Genomic DNA, 1,343 nt, shown 5'->3' on the forward strand with positions numbered 1-1,343 from the left:
GTTCACACCGCGTGGTCGATAGCGAAGGCGTCACTCACCGCCCGACGCCTGGATGGCTCGCAATCTCATGGAAGCCCAAGCCTGGGCAGCCGGCTTTCGTCGCATGACCCCAGACCTGATAGCCCGGCTGCGGGAACTTGATGCTGCGGCGACACCTGGGCCGTGGGCATACCGCCCTGACGAGTACGATGACTGGGGCGTTGTGAAATCGCCGCGCGTGCCGGTCGACGGCTTTCCGGACGGCTTGCGCTGTGTCTTGGCGCAGTTCCGGCATCCCGAAAGTATTCACGATGAGGAGGTCTTGAACGAGCATCGGCGCGCAAAGACCGATCCGTGGCAAGGTAACGCCGAACTCGTCACCTTCCTCCGCAATGCTGTTCCCGAGATATTAGAAGCCGCCGACCAGCTTGAAGCGCTGAGAAGCCACGCGGAGGCGATGGCGAAGGCGCTGAAACGAGCCGCTGATATCGTAGAGCGCAACCTCTACCGCCAGCACGAGAAGATTGAGGATGTACCGAAACTCGCTGATCCAGTCCTCGCCGCCTACCGCTCTGCCTTTCCGGAGGTGGGCAAGTGAGCTGGCGCAGTTGCCGCATCGGATCGTGCCAGCGTCATTGTCAGTGCATGTATACGCCTTGCCGATCCGCCATTCCTTCACCTGGGGATCAACCACCCATGACCACTAACCCGACCAGTGCGGAGCGATCCGTGGAGAGCGTGGCGGCGGGGCTGACGAAGGCGCAGAGGGAATGGGTTCTCGACCCGGCGCGTGATAGCGATGTCAACCAGATTTGCGCGGCGGACCCGGCATGGGATCAGTGTTGCGACCTCGGGCTATCCGATTACTGGACCGATCGCCTCACCCCCCTCGGCCTCGCGGTACGCGCCCACCTGACAGCATCGGAGAAGAAGGGATGAGTGAGCTTCGGGAGAAGGTGGCGCGCCGGATTGACGCTTGGATAGGTGACATAGGCGCAAGCCGAGAGATGGCCGACGCAGCCATAGCCGCCGTGCTGGAGGCGATGCAGGAGCCGAGCGAGGGGATGCTAGATGAGATGCACGGGCGCGTTCGCATCCTTGTCGATCCAGGCCAGCGATCCGCTGATATTCAGAATGATCGCGAGGTCTGGAAGGCCATGCTCGCCGCCTTCCGCGAGGAGCAGTTGGGCGACTCACAAGCCGGTGATGCGCGGTTGACCGGCGATCCGTGATGTGCGATTCTGCGGGGGCTGCGGCGGTTCATCATGCGGCGCAATTGGCTGGCGCGCCCGGTAGCCGGGTATGTCGCAAGACTCTTGGGGGTTCGATTCCCCTCATGGTGACGCCTAGTGCAGCCGCCGCAA

The 1,343-nt window shown here is 62.9% G+C and carries 3 protein-coding genes; all 3 read left to right on the forward strand.

Annotation, left to right across the window (positions count from 1 at the left end):
- Positions 1-103 precede the first annotated feature (103 nt).
- The 3 genes from C2R25_RS18770 (at position 104) to C2R25_RS18780 (ending at position 1,211) form a co-directional block, all read left to right on the forward strand.
- Complete coding sequence (locus C2R25_RS18770; RefSeq protein ID WP_158250719.1) at positions 104-577, forward strand: hypothetical protein; 474 nt, start codon at positions 104-106, stop codon at positions 575-577.
- A 98-nt stretch (positions 578-675) separates the two neighbouring features.
- Positions 676-918 carry a hypothetical protein gene (locus C2R25_RS18775; protein WP_103730643.1) on the forward strand — a complete coding sequence of 81 codons (243 nt, stop codon included), beginning with the start codon at positions 676-678 and terminating at the stop codon, positions 916-918.
- A gap of 68 nt (positions 919-986) precedes the next feature.
- Positions 987-1,211 carry a hypothetical protein gene (locus C2R25_RS18780; RefSeq protein WP_146049696.1) on the forward strand — a complete coding sequence of 75 codons (225 nt, stop codon included), beginning with the start codon at positions 987-989 and terminating at the stop codon, positions 1,209-1,211.
- Positions 1,212-1,343: the final 132 nt, after the last annotated feature.

It is taken from the genome of Novosphingobium sp. HII-3, assembly GCF_002916655.1.
In the GTDB taxonomy this organism is placed as follows: Bacteria; Pseudomonadota; Alphaproteobacteria; order Sphingomonadales; family Sphingomonadaceae; genus Novosphingobium; species Novosphingobium panipatense.